Source organism: Kangiella shandongensis, assembly GCF_020005365.1.
In the GTDB taxonomy this organism is placed as follows: domain Bacteria; phylum Pseudomonadota; class Gammaproteobacteria; order Enterobacterales; family Kangiellaceae; genus Kangiella; species Kangiella shandongensis.
The window spans coordinates 266729-285639 of the sequence record NZ_JACNML010000001.1; the positions used below are offsets into that span (position 1 = coordinate 266729).

16 protein-coding genes are annotated in these 18911 nt (G+C 47.0%); 8 read left to right on the plus strand and 8 right to left on the minus strand.

Going from position 1 to position 18911, the window contains the following annotated elements; all coding sequences use genetic code 11:
* Nucleotides 1-25 precede the first annotated feature (25 nt).
* From H7708_RS01160 to H7708_RS01180, 5 genes are all read left to right on the plus strand, one after another.
* Complete coding sequence (locus tag H7708_RS01160) at nucleotides 26-739, plus strand: ComF family protein (RefSeq protein WP_223668628.1); 714 nt, start codon at nucleotides 26-28, stop codon at nucleotides 737-739.
* An 87-nt stretch (nucleotides 740-826) separates the two neighbouring features.
* Nucleotides 827-1189 carry a hypothetical protein gene (locus H7708_RS01165; RefSeq protein WP_223668629.1) on the plus strand — a complete coding sequence of 121 codons (363 nt, stop codon included), beginning with the start codon at nucleotides 827-829 and terminating at the stop codon, nucleotides 1187-1189.
* 11 nt (nucleotides 1190-1200) lie between these two features.
* Nucleotides 1201-1917, plus strand: a complete 717-nt coding sequence (locus H7708_RS01170; RefSeq protein WP_223668630.1) for a ZIP family metal transporter — start codon at nucleotides 1201-1203, stop codon at nucleotides 1915-1917.
* A gap of 109 nt (nucleotides 1918-2026) precedes the next feature.
* Nucleotides 2027-2698 carry a uracil-DNA glycosylase gene (gene ung, locus H7708_RS01175; protein WP_223668631.1) on the plus strand — a complete coding sequence of 224 codons (672 nt, stop codon included), beginning with the start codon at nucleotides 2027-2029 and terminating at the stop codon, nucleotides 2696-2698.
* A gap of 99 nt (nucleotides 2699-2797) precedes the next feature.
* Nucleotides 2798-4126: an MATE family efflux transporter gene (locus tag H7708_RS01180; RefSeq protein ID WP_223668632.1), complete on the plus strand. Its 1329-nt coding sequence runs from the start codon at nucleotides 2798-2800 to the stop codon at nucleotides 4124-4126.
* Here H7708_RS01180 and H7708_RS01185 read toward each other — a convergent pair.
* Nucleotides 4123-5514, minus strand: coding sequence for a Na+/H+ antiporter NhaC family protein (locus H7708_RS01185; RefSeq protein WP_223668633.1), 1392 nt, complete (start codon nucleotides 5512-5514; stop codon nucleotides 4123-4125). The two genes, H7708_RS01180 and H7708_RS01185, sit on opposite strands and share 4 nt — an antisense overlap.
* A 158-nt stretch (nucleotides 5515-5672) precedes the next feature.
* On the minus strand, nucleotides 5673-6146 hold the full coding sequence (locus H7708_RS01190; protein WP_223668634.1) for a GNAT family N-acetyltransferase: 474 nt from the start codon (nucleotides 6144-6146) through the stop codon (nucleotides 5673-5675).
* A gap of 150 nt (nucleotides 6147-6296) precedes the next feature.
* Between H7708_RS01190 and H7708_RS01195 the strand changes: the two genes are divergently transcribed.
* Nucleotides 6297-6800, plus strand: coding sequence for a hypothetical protein (locus tag H7708_RS01195; RefSeq protein ID WP_223668635.1), 504 nt, complete (start codon nucleotides 6297-6299; stop codon nucleotides 6798-6800).
* A 157-nt stretch (nucleotides 6801-6957) separates the two neighbouring features.
* On the opposite strand, the gene H7708_RS01200 is transcribed toward H7708_RS01195, so the two are convergent.
* Together H7708_RS01200 and H7708_RS01205 are read right to left on the minus strand one after the other, a co-directional pair.
* On the minus strand, nucleotides 6958-9339 hold the full coding sequence (locus H7708_RS01200) for a zinc-dependent metalloprotease (RefSeq protein WP_223668636.1): 2382 nt from the start codon (nucleotides 9337-9339) through the stop codon (nucleotides 6958-6960).
* Nucleotides 9340-9374: 35 nt separating this feature from the next.
* Nucleotides 9375-11825, minus strand: a complete 2451-nt coding sequence (locus tag H7708_RS01205; protein WP_223668637.1) for a M14 metallopeptidase family protein — start codon at nucleotides 11823-11825, stop codon at nucleotides 9375-9377.
* A gap of 195 nt (nucleotides 11826-12020) precedes the next feature.
* On the opposite strand from H7708_RS01205, the gene nfuA reads away from it, so the two are divergent.
* Complete coding sequence (gene nfuA / locus H7708_RS01210; protein WP_223668638.1) at nucleotides 12021-12599, plus strand: Fe-S biogenesis protein NfuA; 579 nt, start codon at nucleotides 12021-12023, stop codon at nucleotides 12597-12599.
* 44 nt (nucleotides 12600-12643) lie between these two features.
* On the opposite strand, the gene H7708_RS01215 is transcribed toward nfuA, so the two are convergent.
* The 4 genes from H7708_RS01215 to glnE are packed head-to-tail and all read right to left on the minus strand — an operon-like array spanning nucleotide 12644 to nucleotide 18111.
* The gene (locus tag H7708_RS01215) at nucleotides 12644-13561 is read right to left on the minus strand and encodes a GNAT family N-acetyltransferase (RefSeq protein WP_223668639.1); all 918 of its coding nucleotides are present in this window, start codon (nucleotides 13559-13561) and stop codon (nucleotides 12644-12646) included.
* 14 nt (nucleotides 13562-13575) lie between these two features.
* A complete protein-coding gene (locus H7708_RS01220; protein ID WP_223668640.1) occupies nucleotides 13576-14964 on the minus strand; it encodes an aspartate kinase in 1389 nt (462 codons plus the stop codon).
* Between the two features lie 18 nt (nucleotides 14965-14982).
* The gene (locus tag H7708_RS13455; protein WP_223668641.1) at nucleotides 14983-15201 is read right to left on the minus strand and encodes a zinc-finger domain-containing protein; all 219 of its coding nucleotides are present in this window, start codon (nucleotides 15199-15201) and stop codon (nucleotides 14983-14985) included.
* Between the two features lie 27 nt (nucleotides 15202-15228).
* On the minus strand, nucleotides 15229-18111 hold the full coding sequence (glnE, locus tag H7708_RS01230; RefSeq protein WP_223668642.1) for a bifunctional [glutamate--ammonia ligase]-adenylyl-L-tyrosine phosphorylase/[glutamate--ammonia-ligase] adenylyltransferase: 2883 nt from the start codon (nucleotides 18109-18111) through the stop codon (nucleotides 15229-15231).
* 192 nt (nucleotides 18112-18303) lie between these two features.
* Here glnE and H7708_RS01235 point away from each other — a divergent pair, with 192 nt between their 5' ends.
* Nucleotides 18304-18891 carry a LemA family protein gene (locus H7708_RS01235; protein ID WP_223668643.1) on the plus strand — a complete coding sequence of 196 codons (588 nt, stop codon included), beginning with the start codon at nucleotides 18304-18306 and terminating at the stop codon, nucleotides 18889-18891.
* The last annotated feature ends 20 nt before the right edge of the window (nucleotides 18892-18911 follow it).

Here is an 18911-nt window from a genome sequence, read left to right on the forward strand (position 1 = left end):
CAAGAAAAGGAAATTCAGGTTTACAATGAGCTTCTTTCACCACCTCAAAAAACCGCTGGAAACTGCTCTGGAATTCAGTCATTGCTCCTTCTGTGGTTTAGGTCACACCACGACAGGTCTCTGTCACTCATGCGAAGTCGACATAGAGCTCAATGAGCCAAGCTGCTCTCGTTGTGCCAGCCCCGTCACGTCCGACGTAGCGCAGGAAACATCGTCCTACTGTGGTGTCTGTATCAAAAGACCACCACCGTACCAGCAGGTCATTACGGCTTCTCGCTACCACTTCCCCGTTGATAAGGCATTGAGCGACCTAAAGTTTAACAATCAGCTGCACTATGCGCGCAGCCTCAGCCACTTGCTGCAAAAGAAAATTCAAGCAGCTTACGACGAAGCATCGAGGCCCGAAGCTCTAGTTGCTATTCCATTACATCCCAAAAGACTTAGCACGCGAGGCTTTAATCAGTCGGAGCTCATTGCGCAACATTTGGAAAAATCACTAGCCATACCACGTTTTAAAGCACTCGCTCGTGTTAAAGACACACCTCATCAGATCGGGCTGAGCGAAAAGCAGCGGCGCAAAAACCTCAACAACGCCTTTGAACTTCAGCAACCTCTTCCGAAAAAGGTGGCTTTGGTGGATGATGTGGTCACCACAGGTTCTACCGTCAGCGAAGCAGCCAAGTTATGCTTAAAAAACGGAGTAGACAGGGTGGACGTCTGGTGTTTAGCTAAGACTTAAACAAAATTACATCTCATAACTTTAATGCCTTAGACAATTCCTCTACTATAGACATACATTTAATAAAACAGGGATAAAGGAATACCAATGCCCAAGATAATCAAACACTTACTAGTCTTCTGCCTTACAGTGATATTACTGGCAGCATGTAGCGAACCAACGCCTGAAGAACAGCTAAAACAAGCCATGTCAGAAATGATAGGGTTAATTGATGATGGCAAAAAGCTTGAGTTGATCGAACAGTACGCCGTAATTCCTCCGGGCAAGAATATCACTGCAAACGACTTCTCCGATAAAAAAGCGGCCAAGCTCAAAGACTACCTTCAAGCAGCACTGGAACTTGATATAGAGTTTTCAGATAACAATACCGAGGCAACTATTACCGTTCCCAAAGCCAGACAACCATTGGTCTTTAGTAAGATCGACGAACAATGGCGCCTGAATAACTAAGCCTGTCGATGATGAGTGAGTGGTTACTAATAGTTTTGTTAACACTGGTGGCCGGACTATCGATGCCTGTCGGTGCCTTTTGCGCTAACATCGAAAGTATCCGTCCCAGGTGGCTGGAGCAGGAGTTGCGCCATAGTGTTATCGCTTTTGGCGGTGGCGCACTTTTCTCTGCCATTGCCCTGGTTCTGGTTCCCGAAGGCAGTGCCAAGCTCACTCACGTCGAAACCGTTCTGTATTTTGCCCTCGGCGGCGTTGCCTTTATGGCGCTCGATCGCTTGCTGGACTATTTGCAAAGTCCGGCGAGTCAGTTAGCTGCCATGCTTTCAGACTTTATTCCAGAAGCTCTCGCCCTCGGTGCGGCATTTGCCGAAGGTGGCACCGCAGGTATTCTGTTGGCTGGCCTGATTGCCCTACAGAACCTGCCCGAAGGCTTTAACTCTTTCAGAGAGCTAAAAGATAGCACCCATTTTAAAGCCATCACCATTATCCTCGCCTTTTTCCTGATGGCGCTATTAGGCCCTGTCTCTGGCTTAATCGGTTATTTCTGGCTCTCAGCCTATCCTACCGCGGTAGGAGCCATTATGATTTTCGCCGCTGGCGGGATTCTGTATTTAACGTTTCAGGATATTGCCCCTCAGGCCAAGCTGGAAAAGCATTGGGGCCCGCCTCTGGGAGCCGTCGCAGGCTTTCTGCTGGGATTAACTGGTCAATTACTCGTTGGGCATTAGCTATGCTATTAACCTACTAACCGATCGGTGCTAGACTGACCCACCAAAGCGCTAATGGCCTGAGCATACAGGCTTTGTGTAGAACTCAAGAATATTTTAAGGAGTCCTTGTGGCCACTTGGAGCGACGTCCTCGGACAAGAAAAAGCACAACCTTATTTCCAAAGTATTATGTATTTTGTGGCTCAGGAGCGAGCTAACGGTAAAGTTATTTATCCACCTAAGGATCAGGTTTTTAACGCCTTTAAGGCCACCGAATTCGATAAAGTCAAAGTCGTTATTCTGGGTCAGGATCCCTACCATGGTCCTAATCAGGCGCATGGTCTGTGCTTTTCCGTACAGCCGGGCATTAAACCACCACCATCGCTGGTCAATATGTATAAAGAGCTGGCTAACTCCGTGGATGGCTTTGACATCCCTCAGCATGGCTACCTGCAGCCCTGGGCCGAACAGGGCGTACTATTACTGAATACGGTGTTGACGGTAGAACAAGGCAAAGCCCATTCTCATGCCAATATTGGCTGGGAGCAATTTACCGATAAGGTGATCGAAGCCCTAAACCGGGAGCGCGAAGGCCTGGTCTTCTTGTTATGGGGCAGCCACGCCAAGAAAAAAGGACGAGCCATCGACCGCAAGCGCCACCATGTACTGACAGCACCACATCCATCGCCGCTTTCCGCACACCGTGGTTTCCTTGGCTGTAATCACTTTGTTCAAGCTAACGGTTTTCTCAAAGCACAAAACCAGACGCCAATTGATTGGCGCTTGCCGATGACGACCTGAAAATTCAAACGCTCCGTAAATATTATTTAAAACCCTACATCAGCACACAATAACTGATACAATGCGGGCAATTCTTGCAACACATTTCAGGCGCTCAGTTTGCTGAATAAAGATCGCTCTCGTCAGGTCCTTGAAATCTCTTTGCCTATTGTCGGCGGCATGATTTCCCAGAACATTCTTAATCTGGTTGATGCTGCCATGGTCGGGACACAAGGCAGTGCCGCAATAGCCGCTATCGGTATTTCTGGCTTTATTAACTTTATGGCGGTTGCTTTCTTTACGGGCTTTGCTGCTGGCGTCCAGGCGATGGTATCGCGTCGTATCGGTGAAGGACGCAGCTCCGAGGCTGCTTACCCGATGAATGCAGCCTTAGCGATCATCACCCTGCTCGCCCTGCCCACCAGTATCATTCTCTTTTTCCTTGCGCCGAAAATTCTCCACTTGTTAAACGACGATCCGGCATTACTGCAAGAAGGCATTCCTTACCTGCAGGCTCGCTTTGCCGGTATCCTCGCCATAGGCCTTAACTTTAGCTACCGCAGTTATTGGAGTGCAATCAGCCAGACTCAATATTACTTACGCACCCTGCTGATCATGCATACCATTAATATCTTCTTGAATTACACCCTGATATTCGGCCACTTTGGGATGCCAGAACTGGGTACTGCTGGCGCTGGAATTGGAACCACTATTTCTGTGGCATTAGGCACCATCTATTATCACTTGCTAGCAACCAAACACACTAAACAGTTTGGCTATTTATCACATATTGCCAGCTGGCCTACCGTGCGATCAATTTTAAAAATCTCTATTCCATCAGCGCTACAACAGTTGTTTTTCGCCGGTGGCTTTACTGCTCTGTTCTGGATTATAGGTCAGGTGGGGACTCACCAACTGGCTGCAGCCAACGCCATCACCAATGTCATGCTGGTCGCTATTTTGCCCTGTATTGCACTGGGGATTGGCGCAGCAACTCTGGTCGGGCAGTCTTTAGGGCAGCAAGATCCACACAATGCGTATCGTTGGGGCTGGGATGTGGTCAAAATGGGGATTATTTTTGCACTGGCTCTAGGCACTCTGTTTTATATTTTCACCGATGACATTATGGGCATATTCCTCAAAGAGCCCGAAGCGCTACAGGCTGCTCACTGGCCTTTTAAAATGTCGGCGGCCATTATCGTGATTGATGCCGTTGGGCTGATCTTCCTTAACGCTCTAAACGGTGCAGGCTCAACCCAGTCGACTCTGTACGTCTCCATCATTTCGCAATGGGTTCTGTTTTTACCCGTCGCCTGGTACCTCGGTCCTTACCTGGGTAAGAGTCTGACCATTATCTGGATTGCGTACGCCGTTTACCGTGTCCTGCAAACCGGCGCCTTTGTCTGGTTATGGCAAAGGCGCGGGTGGAGTCGCATCCTCTTTGATTAAGCCTTGGCTTCCGGCTTGTCCGACATTTTAATGGTTCCGATCAGGGCGATAATCAGCAGTATCGGTAAATACCAGGCATAAAGCCCCGGCTCCAGTGGTGAAATCGAGAAGCTAGTGCCTAATAACAAGCATTGAGCACCGTAGGGCAACACCCCTTGGATACTGCAGGCACCAATATCGACCAGACTGGCGCTTTGCTTCGGTTTTACTTGATTCTTACCGGCTAATTCATGCGTCACGTCACCAGTTAGAATAATGCTCACCGTATTGTTGGCGACAGCTAAATTGGTAATGGCCGTTGTGCTCAGGATAGCCAACTTGGCCCGCAGCTTTGACCGAGCCACACTGAATAAATCGCTGATGTGATGTACCAACCAGTCGAGACCGCCCTGTGCTTTGATCAGACCGCCCAAACCACCGATCAGCATGGAGAGCAAAAAGATCTCCTGCATGTCGCTGAAACCTTTATACATGGTGCTCGCTACACCAGCTTCAACAGAAAAACCCTGTCCCAGCAGACCAATAGCAATAGCACTGAGAATACCAATGCTCAAAATGACAAAGACGTTCCAGCCGAGTAATGCTAATCCTAGAATGAAAGCATAAGGAACCAGGTTATACCATTCGTATGGTTGAATGGTAACGGCTTCCCCCTGTCCTGCAAAAATGCTGTACAAGATCAGTGTAATCGCTGCCGCCGGTAACGCCCAACGCGCATTCTGCTTTAGCTTTTCCGTTGCAGTCGTCCCTTGAGTTCGAATCGCTGCAATCGAAGTATCTGAAATCACCGACAGGTTGTCACCAAACATGGCGCCACTGAGCAAAATACCTGCCACCAGTGCTGGCGAGATCTGTAAACTCTCGGTTAAACCGACACCAATCGGTGCCAGCGCAGCCAGCGTTCCCATCGAGGTGCCCATGGAAAAGGACACCAGAGCCGCGATAAGGAATAGCCCCGGCAAGATAAATGATGCTGGAATAATATCCAGGCACAGGTTCACCACGGCTGCCACCGCGCCGATTTGAGTGGTTAAAGCACCGAATGCCCCGGCAAGCAGATAAATTAAACACATGGCAATAATATTGCTGTCGCCCATCCCTGCTAACAAATAACCAATACTTTTTTCGATCGAATCCTTTGCCAGTAGAATGGATAAAGCAATGGCGGGTAAAACCGCAATAGGAGCAGGCAGTTGGTAAAACGCCATATCAATGCCCTGCAAACTGTAGTAAATACCCGTACCCAAAAATAGAACAAAAAATACGATCAGTGGAAAGAGCGGAACAAAGCTCGGCCTGGCTCCAGTGCTATTGAGGCTAATTTGACTGTCTCGAATGGCCGGGTTAGCCGCAGTCTTATCATCAGAAGTGATGGTTTTTTCTGTCATATCATAACCTTTTCTCATTAGGCTTGCGGACAGAAAACACTTTCTTGGAAAGCTCTCTTTAGCAGTACTTATAATGCGCCCGCAAGCGGAACAAATCAGCGCAAAGGGCAACTATAGCCGAGTCGCCCGACAAATTCAATATTTAGCAGTTTAGAGGTCTACTTCAACATATTCGATGCCGGAACATCTTTGGACAAGCGTAAAAAGTAATAGTCATACTTATAATCCTTTTCAAAACCATAGTCGCGATAAATAGAATGCAAACGGTGATTCTCTTTGCGCGTCGTTACCTCAAGGCGTATGGCTTTACTGGCTTCACACAGCATTTTTGCTGCATCCAGCAGTCCTCTGGCTGTCTCTCTTCGCTCTGAGCCGCCAAAAATGAAGAAGTCATTTAAAATCCAGATAGGAGCTAAACCAATGCTGGAATAAGATGGGTACAATTGTACAAACCCTGTCAGTTCACCGTCTTCATAAGACAAGAAGATCTTCGACTTTTCCTGTTCTATCAAAGACTTAAGGAATTCCCGAATCTTCTCGGGCTGTGATTCCTGTCGGTAAAACTGGCGGTACTTATCAAAAGCTGGTACTAAACGCTCTAAATCATCAATCGTACAGGCTCGAATATCCAATGCTATGTCCTTAACCGGTCTTGAGAATGTATTCAGTAAGAATTCAGTTTACTCACTGTATAGTAACTGGTAACGAATGAGTAAGGGCTAATAGTAACAACCAAGTACCTCACTCGTCACCGTATTATAGTGTTTTTCGAGGAGTTAGCCATGAATAAAATTGTAATTTCTGCCATAGCTGCGACTCTGGTACTGGGCCTAACGCCAGTGGTTGATGCCAAAGAGCATAAGGGTCCCGGGGCCGATCGAGGCGCGAGCTACAACTCGCACAGTGCTCGTGATCGTGGTGATAAACGTGGCTTTAATCGGAGAGCAGATTCACACCGTGGTGAGCGTAATAAGCACCGCTATCGTGACCGTGATAGAAACCGCAGACACCATAGCTCAAATGACCGTTACCGCGACCGTGATCGCCACCATTACCGCGATCGTTATCGTAATCATCACCGTCCACGGTATAAGCATCGTTACTATAAGCATTATCACCCAAGAACCTATCCAACGACGGTGTACTACTTAGGACAGGACTGGTACTACTACGGTGGCTATTACCACCCATACCCTAGGTACCATGTGCATACAAGATATTGCCATCACCGTTATTGGGAGCCATTAGCTGTCGGCATTATCCTCGGCACAGTCCTTGGCTGGTAACCAATAAACAACAGTTTCTGATCTTAAGAGGTTCGGCTAGTTCTACTACCCCTTAGACTCCCTTATAGTCCGATCCCCCAACTCTTAAGATCAGCTTTTTCTCCCTCCTGATAGCCCCATTAAAAAGCCGCTTAACGCGGCTTCTTTTTTGCTGTAATTAACCACCAATCGGTGAACCCGGCGGGATCGTTAATGGCTTCACATAGTCCACCTTGAATTCACCGGCCTGGTACTTGTCGATCAACCCTTTTAACCACAAGAAACGTACTGGGTTACGCTTGGCCTGAGTCGTCAACCAGCCGCCTAACTTTCCGATTTCACTGTGCAAATGAGCACGCACTTCAGCCGAAGCCTCAGGATTCGAGGCCGCGATCAAAATGTGCTTAACCGTCAGGTAATCGACACGTTGCTGAATCAATGCGCCCAAACCTTCACCCTCAGTAGCACGTAAAGTCGCCCCCAATAATTCCGTTAACATATCCTCTAAACCCAGCTGCTCTGAATTTTGCGCTTTCTGTTGCATCAAGCGAGCTAACCGCTCAGGATGCAACATCAACTTCAAGGTATGTTGAGCGGCAACATCGGCCATCGCAATAGGATCCAGGCTTGAGCCGGTCTGGCTGGGGAAACTCTCACGGTTACGTGAATAGCCGTAAGCTTTAGGCGGAATCATTTTCAGGATATGGTCGGGCAATAACAGCTCTTCCACAGATAAAGTCGACAATAGCACCTGTAACGCCTCAAGTTGCTGTTCTTTTTCGACACTGCGTACCGGGTAATAACTGTCGCCTTTAACGCTATACTCGAAATGCACGCCACCTAACCACTTAACAGCAGCTTCCACTTGATAGCGATGAAATAAATACAGTGGTACCAATGTTTCTGCCAGCTCAGAGTATGGCTGAGCGTCTCTCAGATTAGCTTGACCGAAGTTCTGCAACGCATGTTGTCTCACCGCTAAAACTCGAGTCAATTCTTGCGCTGGGTTGACGCCATTATCCCACAAATGCCCTTCGTGCTGAGAGCCACCCTGCGGACGAGCATCTGGATCGGAAATAAAGAATAAGCCCTTCGAGGTTGTATTACGCACGATATCGCGTAAAGCCTCGTCTTCTTTATCAGATTCAAACTCCGCATAGCCGTAACGAACGGCTTCGATATCCCAGCGACCAATCCCTTCGGCATAGGCATTTTCCAACGAGATCTGACCATCATTCAGAGTGACCAGGGGATGCGGATAATCCATCACTGAGGCGCGGTTGTTAACGCTCGCAGCAAAGTTGTGAGCCAATCCTAGCGTATGCCCAACCTCATGTGCCGATAACTGCCGAATGCGCGCTAAAGCCATGTTTAATGCTTTCTGTTGCTTCTCATCGTCGGTCGCCGAACCCGTTAGTGCGTTGGCAATCAACAAATCCTGACGAACTCGCAGCGAGCCAAGGGTAACATGTCCTTTTATAATTTCACCCGTACGAGGATCGGCCATGGCCATGCCATAGGACCAGCCGCGGGTAGCACGATGCACCCACTGAATAACGTTATAGCGCACATCCAGCGGGTCAACATCTTCCGGCAACACCTTAACTTCGTAAGCCCCCTGTAAACCCACCGCATCAAATGCTTGAGCCCACCAACTGGCACCTTCCAGTAATGCCGACTTCACAGGCTCCGGAGCTCCCGGATCAAGATAGTACACAATGGGCTCAATATTCCCCTCTTCATCCCGCGTAATGCGGTGACGATAAATCAATTTTTCCTCGATGTTCTCAGTTAAAGCCGCCGCATAATCCGCATAAGTCAGCGCAAAGAAGCCACTTTTGGGATGGAACTGGCGAGGCTGATACCCATCGTCAGGCAAAGCTACAAACTGCACCTGCTGTTGCACCGTTATGGCCTGAGGCGACGGCACCACCTGCTGTACATACTGACCCGGTTTACTACCTTTAAAAGTCAATAAAGCTTCAAATACCGTGTTCTTCGGGAAGTTCCTGGAGTGCTCCGTGACCAAAGCCGAGCGCGAACCGTCAACACTGAAAGCGCCTTGCTCAGTCGCCGCCAGTCTATCGCTTACACCGTGCAAGTCCTGAGTTAAAAATGGGGTCATGTCGATCAGGTGACGCTTACCAGAACGCGCTTCCACCTTAAAGCCATACAATACCGAGCTGGCAAAGGCTTGCTCCACGGAAGATTTCTCAGCCATATTATCGCTATTCGCACGATAACGCGTGTTCAGCTGTTTCAGTAAAATCTTGTCGCCATACTTTTCAAACTGGACCAGCCGGCTCTCCCCTAACTGGCCACGATCCAGCCCGATATCATTCGAACCAATGCCATAGGGCAAGCCGGTGTACATGATGAAAGGTTCTTTAAATTCATCAACCTCCAACCAGATCTTACCCTGGCTTTTACTTACCTGATACGGCATAAAGCCGTTCACCCGGCTCGATTGGTTACGAATTTCTGACCAGCTAGCTGCATTGGCGCTCAAACAAAGCAAGCAGACTAGCGTGATAACAGTGGACTGAATTACACGTAGCATGGACGATTCCCTACTTATGATCGATTATTAACATTCTAAAAAGCGGAATTAAAAAACAAACTATTGACCATCAATCGCGCTGAGCCCAGCCAATAGCCCCGGAATACAGGATTATCATTAAACAGTATGATACTGCCACGTTCCAGGCGCTGAGCCAAGACAGCCGGGGTGTTTTTTATACGATCGACGTTTTCTTGTGACGAATATCCGGCCACCAGTGGCTTATCGCTATAGGCCGCTACCGTCACAAAGTCCTGACTGGCCGGTTTTATCACCTGAGTTCCCGACTTAGTAAAATGAACCTGTGGCAATCTTAAACCATAAGCCAGAGGGTGACTGTTATCTAACTCAGCCTGGTAAATAGCACCTCCGATAATACTTTCGGCGATCACATCATCCCGCTCTTTGAATGCATAACTCTCAGGTTGGGCAAGCTCCGGCACATCAATTTCAAACTGCGCCAGCTGATTGCGAACCGCCCAGTCGATGGCAGTACGCGTCACGATAAGGGTACCGCCTTCCATAATCCATTCGGTCAACGCCTGATATTCTTCAGGCTCCAGATCAGCATACATGCCGTTAACCATAATGAGGTGGGTATAACCATCAATTTGGTTAAAGTTAACCGTGTTCACATTTTGCATCGAGAGCGGTAACTCTAGACGGGTATCCAATAAGTGCCATATTTCGCCCGCTTCATACGACATCACCTCACCACCTATCAACAGCAAAGGCCGCGGCATACTCAGAGATTCAATACTGGGACTGCCCAGATCAATGCCTTTTAGTGCTAAGCCCGAATCGATACCATAGAGATCGACACCGGCTGGCAGAAATGCCTGTTTGACGCGAGCGGCTAACTCGGCTTTCTGTTGGTTCGAGCCCGGAAGCTGAATAACCACGGCTCCTCGTTTAAAACTCACCGCTTGCTGTCCAGCCGTTACTTTGAATGGCTTAGTGCTAACCTTTGCTTTAATGCCCTGCTTTAACAATCGCGTCAGTCCTTTGGCGGCATTAAAATTATCCCATGAGGCAACAATCGCCACAGGGGTGTCACTACCAAACCATTTGCCTTGAGTCTTATCCGTTACAGTCCCCGCTTCAACATCATCCAACTCACCACTGCTGAGGTGTTGATACTGAACATTAAAAGCTAGCGGTAAGGTCCACGCGGAGACGTCATAGAAAGTATTGTCTTTAAACTGGGTGCGTGTTTCGAACATGGACTTTAATAAACCATACTGGGTTTGTTCAAAACTGACCACGTAAGAAGAACCCGCTGGATATACCACATCATCAAATTCAATATCACGCTGTACCTGCTCAACCTTGATATGGTGCCCTTGTAAAATCCGCAAAAACTCTTCGAGACGACCATTATCTGTCGAAGTGAAGATCACGCCTTTTTGCGAATCATCATCCGCTTTTTCGGCCTGTTGAACGAAAAAGTCTTTTTGATATTGCTGCAACTTATCTTTTAATGCCAGAGACGCTTTTAAGGTAGAAAAAGAGGTTGCTACCTGATTGCGGACTGCGAATGGGAAGCTCAGAGGCCCATTAACGGAGTCCTGCAAATGACCTCGCGAACTGGCCTGCTCAAACAAAATACCGACTCCTCCGCTAATATCAGGGAACGTCGAGCCCTTACCGTAATAAAAGTCGTCAAACCCTTCCTTGCTGTAATAAGCCGACCCCAGCTCATCGAGCGCTTTAGCATGAAATTCGGAGATATCAGCCGTTAAATCAAAGTTTTCCTGTGATGTCAGTGGATTCTGACGGCTTGGCACCCCTGGCTGGAAGAAGTAGGTGGAGTTGGTTCCCATCTCGTGAAAATCACCGACAATATGCGGACGCCACTGATAGAAGTGCTCGATTCGAGCCTGACTCTCAGGGTGCTGCAACAACAGCCAGTCACGATTCAGATCAAACCAATAGTGATTGGTACGGCCGCTGGGCCATGCTTCATTATGTTCAATTGAGTTGCTATCACTGACCAGCTGCTGCCCTTTATAACGGTTAACCCAGTTTGCAAAGCGATCCAGCCCGTCCGGGTTTAGCATCGGATCAATCATCACCACAGTATTTTCCAACAGCTTCTTCACCCATGGCTCATTCGAGGCTGCGAGGCGATAAGCGACCAACAAAGCAGCATTAGCGCCGCTCGCTTCATTGCCGTGTACCGAATACCCCAGCCAAACCAGGTTCGGGCCCTGATAGCTGTCAATGTTGTGACGAGAAGCCTTAATCTGCTCTAAACGCTCGATATTTTCCGGAGTAGAAATGTAGGCGGTGATTAAGGGGCGATTTTCGTGAGTGCGACCAATCTCTTTTAACGCCACTTTATCCGAACTCTCAGCCAGAGCTTTAAAATAGCCTAAAGACTGATCGGGGCGCACATGCCAGCTCCCAACCTGATGACCTAAGACCTCTTCTGGCGTCGTTACGTCATTGGAAAAGTTAATCGACTGATTAAAATAATAATCCAATGTTGGCTCTTGAGCCACAGATGTTTGGAAAACTGTTACGCAAGTAATTAATAATATTAGGGAAAGTAGTTTTTTATTCACGGCTGTCAAAGTCAAATTTTTTCATCGTTTTCTCCATTCTAAGGCTTGTAAACTTCGCTGCAAGCCCTAACATCAGTTATAATAGAAGTAATTGAACAGAAACGGTTTATTTTTATGATTAATATTTCAGACGCAGCACAAGAACACTTCCGCCGCCTGTTGGCAGGACAGGAAGATGCCGACACAGGTATTCGCGTGTTTGTAGTCAATCCGGGAACGGCCCATGCCGAGTGTGGCGTTTCATACTGCCCACCAGATGCAGTTGAAGATAACGATACCGAGCTCGAATTCGACGGCTTCTCAGCATTTATTGACGAAGACAGCGCCCCCTATCTGGAAGAAGCCGAGATCGACTACCAGAAAGAACAAACGGGTGGTCAACTTACTTTGAAGGCGCCAAATGCCAAAGCACGTAAAGTTGATGACGATGCTCCAGCAGTTGACCGTATTCGTTACTACCTTGAATCAGAAATTAATCCAGAGCTTGCCAACCACGGCGGCCAGGTTGCTCTGATGGAGTTTACAGACGACGGGATCGCAGTATTACAATTTGGTGGCGGCTGCCAGGGTTGCGGTATGGTTGACGTTACTTTGAAAGAAGGTATTGAGAAAACCTTGAAAGAGCGCGTGCCAGAAGTTAACGGTGTTCAGGATGTTACTGAGCACGCTGCCGGTGAGAATCCGTATTACTAAAATTAGTTATATCCTTATCAAAAAAGGCGCTTTAGGCGCCTTTTTTATTGAATATCTAACACTTTTTTAATTTGAAGCACTCTTTCTGTATACCGGCCATCAGGAAATAAACCTGAGCACTTCACCATCAGCTCTTGTTTATCTTGTCGAGATAAATTCTGAGTCAAATCTTTAAGTAACTTCGGCTGAAGCCACAACATGGCTACAGAAGCAGCTCCATGACACTCATCATCACCAAACGTGTAATTAGGCTTCGCTCCTCTCCATAATAAAAACTGAACTTTCCACTCAGGGTAGTTTTCACGTTCAGCGGCATTTCCCCAATCAACCTTTGTGTCAGAGGTTATTTCATATGTAAGTCTTAACAGAGCTTCATTTGGGTTAGTAATATATCGATAAGCTCCACTAAGAAAAAGCCATAACAGAAAAAAGTTTAAAAGATGAGCATAGTAATAATACTTTGATCTTTTCCCCCATTTTCTTAGTGACACTTTTGCATCTTTTACTTCTTCACTAGTAGCGGGCTGTTGCTCTAAAACCTTATAAAGTTGATACGAGTCATTTTCAGAAATAGAGGCCTTTTTAATAAGCTCCTGTGCATACCGGTGCAGAACTTCCCCTCTAAATTCAGAGGTTTCACCAGAAACTAATGCGTTATCTCTAGCAAATCCCCATAAGGACGATGCTACCCCTTGATGCTGGTAATCCTCTGATACTAAAACATTAGTTAAGAATTTATTACTCCAAACACAGCAACCAATAATAAAACCCATATAGGTAGCAACAAATACTTTTGTATCCTCTGCTTCAAACCACTTAGTGATACTCTCTTTAGAAAACTCCTCTAAAAGTATTTTCTGTTCATAATAGTCGGTGTGAATATTTTTTATAGAGTCTGAGGCAAACTCATGGAGTTCTTGAGCATCTTCTTTCGTTGCCTGTCTTAGTTTTGCAGCAAGCATCCTTGCCCCTTTTTTTATTGTATTAAATGTTTATGTAAAAGCTTTAAAATATCGAGCGCATCATCATCCCCAACCAAAAAGGATAAATGGTTATCGCTGGATGTATGACTGAGTAATAACCATTGCTCGGGCAGTTTGGCATCAATTTGCATCATGTGCCACAAAGCCTGGCTTGATTGGCAGCCAACCAAGGTAATGATCGCGCTGTGTGAGACAAAAACGCTTCGACAAATTTCCGCTAATTTTACTGATAACTCATTTAAAATATCATCGCTGTGAATGCTATTACTGGTTTCAACCGCTATCACCAGAGACTCTTTGGTCGAAGCTAATAACTCGCATCCCAGGGCAAACTCATGCACGATAGCAAAGACTTTCTGCAAAGTTTCAGGCTGCTGCCCGCGACGCCCCAACAGTAAGGTCATTACCGGCACCTGTTGCTTCACCGCGATCGCTTTAACCCATTTCGAGTCAGCATCGTCATGGTTAATTAACGTGCCAGACTCCTGTGGCTTATGGGTACTTTTGATTTCGATAGGAATATTATAAGGCATGACAGTGCTTAGGCAGCGCGGGTGTAACACTTTCGCTCCGGCTTCCGCCATTTCAAATGCTTGATCGTAACTGATTTGCTGGATCTTTTTGGCTTCAGCCAGCTTATTCGGATCGGTGGTAAACATTCCTGCTACATCGGTCCAGATTTCGAGCTTATCCGCCTCTAATAAAGCAGCTAAATAAGACGCCGAGGTGTCTGAGCCTTCTCGTCCCAGTAAAATTGTTTCGCCGTCTTTGTTACTGGCAATAAAGCCCTGAGTCAGTATCACATCGTATTCGGCAGCCCAGCTTTTCGCCAGCTGCTCGTCAGGACGTGGATGACAGACTGCATTCAGATACTGGTCATTTACATTGCTGCTCGCTTCATCTTCTGCCACAAACAGCAGACGCGCATCAATCCATTCTGAACGCTGTCCACCGTCGAAGTGCTTACTTAAAAATGCAGCGCCTAACGTTGAAGACAGTAACTCACCATGAGCGACTATCTCTGCTCGCAAGCGAGAAGTCAGCACACCGTTCTGCTGAATGTCACCGACACAATCTTGTAACGATTCAAACCAGGGCGCTAATAATTCCGAATTAACGCCGAGCTGCTGTGCCATACCATCGTGATAAGCGACAAGTTCATCCAGTATCGTTTGATGCTTCCCATCAACTGCTTGCTGGGCTAATAACTCCAGCTGGTTGGTAACATTCTTAAAGGCGGAGTGGACTAAAGCAACTTTAAAATTTTGCTGCAGATAACCGTCGACGATATTACAGATATTGTTCCAGTCATTGAGGCTGGAGACACTGGAGCCTCCAAATTTCAACACCACCCAGGCCGGGCGTTCATTATTATTCGACATGCTGATTACTTATTTCAACTAGGATGATTTTAATACAAAGTGATTACCACAGTAGGGACAGTGGCCCTCACCATTTTTTATCGGGATGAAAACTCTGGGATGCTGACTCCATAAGGTTACTCCGGGCATGGGACAGCTTAACGGCAAATCCTCTGCGGTCACCTTAATTACTGGCTGAGATGAGTGGTTATCGTCTACTTGAGTGCCAGCTTGCTGTTTAGCCGTTTCGTCAGTCACTATCAGCTCCCTGTTATGATCTTGGTTTCATTGTACATTGACCGATGAAAAAGTCGAATTCCACACATCCAAAACCAGCCCCTTTTCACGCTCAAGCTCAGATACTGCCATTAAAGAGGGCTGACTTTGCAGAGCGTTATGGTTGCTAATCTCACGCAAGACACGGTAGCAGCCAATCAGTTGATCACGAATTTCAGAAGAAACAATGTCATGCTTTGCCAATAATTGTAACCAGTCGACATTGTTAAACGGCAGGCGCTGACCGGTAACATGGTGCTCTATCAATTGTTTCGAATGCTTTAGTGCCCAAAATTGCACTAAAAACTCGATGTCGACCAAGCCGCCTTCCCCTTGCTTAATGTCCCACAGTTTGCTGTCAGTCTTGTCCAGGTTCTGCCGCATTTTATTGCGCATATTGACCACATCGGCCGCCAGATCGTCATGCTCCGTTTGCGGCGATTCAGGTTTGGCGAGAATATCGCCACGTAAGTTCATGTATTCCTGCCAAAGCGACTCATCCCCTGCAACTGGTCTGGCTCGAACCAGCGCCTGATGCTCCCAGGTCCAGGCTTCGTTGTGCTGATATTTTTTAAACGCATCAATATGACTGACCAGCATTCCTGAGCGACCCGATGGCCGTAACCGCGTATCGACTTCATACATGATACCCTGCTGCGTGCGAGTTCCTAGGTAGTGCACCAGACGCTGCGCCAGACGGGTATAGAACTGATGCAACTCCAGTGCTTTTTCACCGGAGTGGTCCCTGCCGGAGGTTTGTGATTGCGGCTCCCCCTGATACAAAAAAACTAAATCCAGATCAGAACCGTAGCCTAGCTCATCACCCCCCAGTTTGCCGTAACCCAGCACCAGAAAGCCCGATGCTATCCCCTCTTCACAGTCCGGCGGTACACCGTATTTTGCCACGGTTTCACGCCAGGCGAACTGCAATAGGTACTCAACAATGACCTCGGCTAAATCGGTCAGCTGTTGTGACACTGCACTGATATCAAAACGCCCCGTTAAATCTCCGGCAGCAATTTTAAACTGACTGGATTGTTTAAAGCCGCCAAGTGCTACTAACTGATCTTCAATTTGATCCAATTCAATTCGAATAAGTGCCTGTCTTAACTGGTTCGCCAGATCATCTTTACTCAGTTGTTTCCCCAAGTTGCTTGGGAACAGAAGCTCATCCAACAGAGACGGGTAAATCGACATCTGCTGTGCCAGCCATCGCGAGCGGGAAACCAGTTGTACCAAGTACTCCAGCACTGGCAAATTTTCTGCCAGCATCTCAAAATAAGCCGTACGCCGCCCGATACCTCGCAATAACTCAATACAGCGTTGTAACGTCATCTCAGCATCGGGCTGGGCCGCTGTTTCTATCAATAAATGGGGTAATAACTGATCGAGTCGGGTTAAACCGCGGCTGCCAATTTTCCGTTCAGAAAACTCGGAGCGAAAGGTTTTAAGTGCTTCAACCATATCTTCGGATATTGCAAACTGCTGCTGAAGCTGCTCCTTATCCTTATCGGGTAAGCTAGAGACAATCCAGCCACTCAACTTTTCATGTTCAGCATCAGCGCTTTCTTCATGTGGATCATGAAATAAGCCTTTAAAAAATTTTGCTACCCTGCTTTGATGCTGTGTTAACTCTTCCAGTAAATCATGCCACCTCGAAAAGCCCATCATCATTGTGACCTGATACCGTATTTGTTCATCCGCAGGCAGATCCTGGGTTTGCTTTTCGCTGTGGATTTGCAGTACGTTCTCCAGCACTCTTAAGAATTCATAAGCCTTTTGCAAATACCGGCCATCTTCCGCTGGAAGTAGCCCCTTAACCTGCAATACGTCCAGACTATGCCACCAATTTTTTGTCTGTAGAACCGGGTAACGCCCGCCGCTGATGAGTTGCAGCGATTGAACAATAAACTCGAGCTCACGAATTCCGCCTTCACCCAGTTTAATATTCCCTTCTGCGTCTTTACGTAACAGTTCACTGGCGATTTTTTGCTTCAACTGGCGGATTGATTCCAACACACTGAAGTCGATATAACGTCGATAGCTGAAGGGACGAATAATGTTTTCAAGCTCTGTACGGTTCTCAGCAGAGCCATTAAGGACACGCGCTTTAATCATGGCGAACCGTTCCCACTCACGCCCCTGTTCAACATAATAATCCTGCAAGGCGTTAAAGTTAGCCACCAGAGCACCGCTTTGACCATAAGGACGCAAGCGCATATCCACGCGATATACAAAGCCATCATAAGTTATATCCGACAGTAAGCTGATGATTTTTTGTCCTAACCGAGAGAAAAACTTTTGGTTCTCAAGTGGCTTACTCTCCCGATCAGTCTCCCCGCTTTCAGGGAAAGTGAAAATTAAATCAATATCCGAGGAAAAGTTCAGCTCCCGACCACCCAGCTTACCCATCGCCAAGATCAGCAGTTCCTGCGCCTTGCCATCTTCACCGCAGGGTATACCATACTGCTGCTGTAACTGGCATGACGCCCAGTCATAAGCTGCCTGGATCAAGATATCGGCCAGAGTGGATTGATAAAAAGTGATCGATTTAATGTTCTCTCGACGCAGCAGGTCCTGTACGGCAATAATCACCGACCAGTAATGCCGCTCCAATCGCAGCCGCTGCTTCATATCAAACTCTGTCATGGTCGGCTCAAACTTATCAGGTAACTGACTCAACCCCTGCTCGATAGAGACCTCATTCACAGCATTAAGCAACCATTGTGGACGCTTAAGAGCCCAGTTATATATATAATCGCTCGCTACTAACAACCAGAGCACCTGTTGTTCGTCGTAACTTTCTTCACTTGAAACCACCTGACTCCATTCAGCCCAACGCTTATCTGCCAGCGAGTCTAAATCAGATGGTATTGTGACCTTATCTTTCATGGCACCTACAATGGCTCAATGTTTTGCGAGACGGTATTATGACAATACGTCGATAGCGTTCATAGATCAATATTTCTCATACAGCGTAACTTGTTGAAAATCAGATAATTACTGTTGTTTACAAACAAAAACTAGTTTAAATTACTGTGCACTGCTAGGATTGGACAGAGAAATTTTAAGGAGTCAGTTGTTATGGGTACAATCATCACTTTAGTGGTCATCGCAGCTTTAGCGCTGTTTTTTATTGGCATCTACAATAAATTAGTCACACTTCGCAATCGTTTTAAAAATGCATTCGCGCAAATCGACGTTCAGCTAAACCGTCGTTATGACCTGATTCCTAATCTGGTTGAAACTGCCAAGGGTTACATGAAACATGAGAAAGAAACCCTTGAAGCCGTGATCAACGCCCGAAACAGTGCGGTCTCAGCAAATCAAACAGCAGCGGCCCATCCAGATGATCCAGACGCCATCAAACATCTCAATCAGGCTGAAGGTCAGTTAACCGGAGCCCTGGGACGTTTATTCGCTTTATCTGAATCTTACCCTGATCTTAAAGCAAACCAAACCATGGAACAGCTAATGGAAGAGCTGAGTACCACAGAAAATAAAATTGCCTTTGCTCGTCAGGCTTATAACGATGCGGTTATGGCTTACAATACCTATCGCGAACAGGTGCCGAATAACTTTATTGCCAACCCATTTGGCTTTAAAGAAGCTGAGTTATTTGAAGTGGAAGATGAGCAGGTACGCGAAGCGGTGAAGGTCTCTTTCGAATAGACACTGTACAACCTTTTCTG